The sequence below is a fragment of the Cupriavidus sp. 01L46 genome (genome assembly GCF_056399905.1).
Genome location: NZ_JBFTSF010000595.1, coordinates 1 through 1,362 on the forward strand (window position 1 = coordinate 1; position 1,362 = coordinate 1,362).

Annotated in this window: 3 protein-coding genes and 1 pseudogene; 3 read left to right on the forward strand and 1 reads right to left on the reverse strand. The window is 56.8% G+C overall.

Annotated features, from left to right (window positions below; genetic code table 11):
* The 3 genes from AC1DS3_RS38700 to AC1DS3_RS38710 form a co-directional block, all read left to right on the forward strand.
* The coding region (locus AC1DS3_RS38700) for a tyrosine-type recombinase/integrase (protein WP_477129371.1) at positions 1–266 on the forward strand (266 nt) is incomplete at its 5' end.
* Between the two features lie 50 nt (positions 267–316).
* The gene (locus AC1DS3_RS38705) at positions 317–571 is read left to right on the forward strand and encodes an H-NS family nucleoid-associated regulatory protein (protein WP_441639687.1); all 255 of its coding nucleotides are present in this window, start codon (positions 317–319) and stop codon (positions 569–571) included.
* Between the two features lie 103 nt (positions 572–674).
* On the forward strand, positions 675–1,097 hold the full coding sequence (locus tag AC1DS3_RS38710) for a GNAT family N-acetyltransferase (protein WP_441639688.1): 423 nt from the start codon (positions 675–677) through the stop codon (positions 1,095–1,097).
* 133 nt (positions 1,098–1,230) lie between these two features.
* Here AC1DS3_RS38710 and AC1DS3_RS38715 read toward each other — a convergent pair.
* A pseudogene (locus tag AC1DS3_RS38715) lies at positions 1,231–1,362 on the reverse strand (IS1595-like element ISCARN29 family transposase); the annotation flags it as partial.

Below are 1,362 nucleotides of genomic sequence, written 5' to 3' on the forward strand. Positions count from 1 at the left end.
CGCCAAGCAGATCAAGGGATTCTTCACGGCCTGCGCTGGTACGCTGCGGCTGGCTGACCCGCGCGGCGCGGCTGGATGCCGCTAGCACACACTGGCTGCGGCATACACATATTTCCCATGCGCTGGCGGCCGGGGCGCCGCTCGAGGTGGTGCAACAGAATGCGGGCCACGCCTCGCTCGACACCACAACGCGCTACGTGACMACCGAGGCGGCGCGGCGCATGGCGGCGACGCAGGCCGTGTGGAATGCCGGCAATGATGATTGATTGTGCGGCCCAAATCGTTGGACCTTTCCGACTCCCAAAACGTTATACCTATGTCTCTTGAGATTGAGCGCGCCGCAGCCACGGTCTGGATCCGTGTCCAAATGGCCAGGCACGGCCTGACCCTGATCGACCTGCAGGCGGCCGGCTGCTTCGCCGAGAAGGCGGCGCCTCCGGCACCCGCGCCAACGCGCACCTACCGCGACGCCGAAGGGCAGAAATGGGACGGGCAGGGCGAGATGCCGGCCTGGCTGCAGTGGGCCATCAATACGGGGCAGTCGGCGGAGCATTTCCGGGTCGGCGCGTAGCGGCCCTCTGCCTTCTCGCTGGTGGCGGCTCCATCCGGCGGGTTAGAATGTACGAGCCCGCATCCGGCCACGAACAGACGTTTATCCCTAGTATCGATTTAGGATGAGTATTTTAATACGTGAATTTAAAGAGGCTGATCGAGAGGCATTACAACATTTATATGTGATCACTCGGAACGCCACTTTCTTTTGGAATCATGTCGAGTTACACCAAACGATAGATTTTGATGTGCATACTAGCGGTGAGAAAATCCTAGTAGCCATCGAAGGAATAGAGATTCTTGGCTTTGCTTCAATCTGGGAAGCTGATAGCTTTTTGCACAATCTATTTGTTCATCCAATGGCCCAACGTCAAGGGGTAGGTCGAGCGCTCCTGAAGAGCTGTACTAAGTATTTCTCTAACACACCGACGCTCAAATGCCTCAAGGCCAACGCTAACGCATTGCAGTTCTACAAATCCCAAGGATGGCAAATTCTCCGAGAGGAGCTTGGACCTGATGGGCCGTACTTTCTTATATCTGCATAAGTTACGAGTTTGCCAGTCGTGACTATCTGTGACTTTCTCATCTGGACAAGATGATAGCCTGCTCCGCAGACCGGACTCGGTCTGCAGCAGACCGCAAAGCGTTACTCTCTCCGCTCCATTGGCGCTGTTCAGATTAAACGTTGATGACCTGCTTGCCGAGAGCTGACGCGATGACATCGTCGGCGGAAACGCCTTCCTTGTTCCAGCTCATCAGCCGTTGCCAAGCCAGGTAGTTCGGCAAGTACTTGGTGGCCACGCCCCTGAG

What these genes read in the sequence shown, in the direction of transcription:
- AC1DS3_RS38710 (WP_441639688.1), top strand. Translation starts at nt 675, where the DNA reads ATGAGTATTTTAATACGTGAATTTAAAGAGGCTGATCGAGAGGCATTA.
- AC1DS3_RS38705 (WP_441639687.1), top strand. Translation starts at nt 317, where the DNA reads ATGTCTCTTGAGATTGAGCGCGCCGCAGCCACGGTCTGGATCCGTGTC.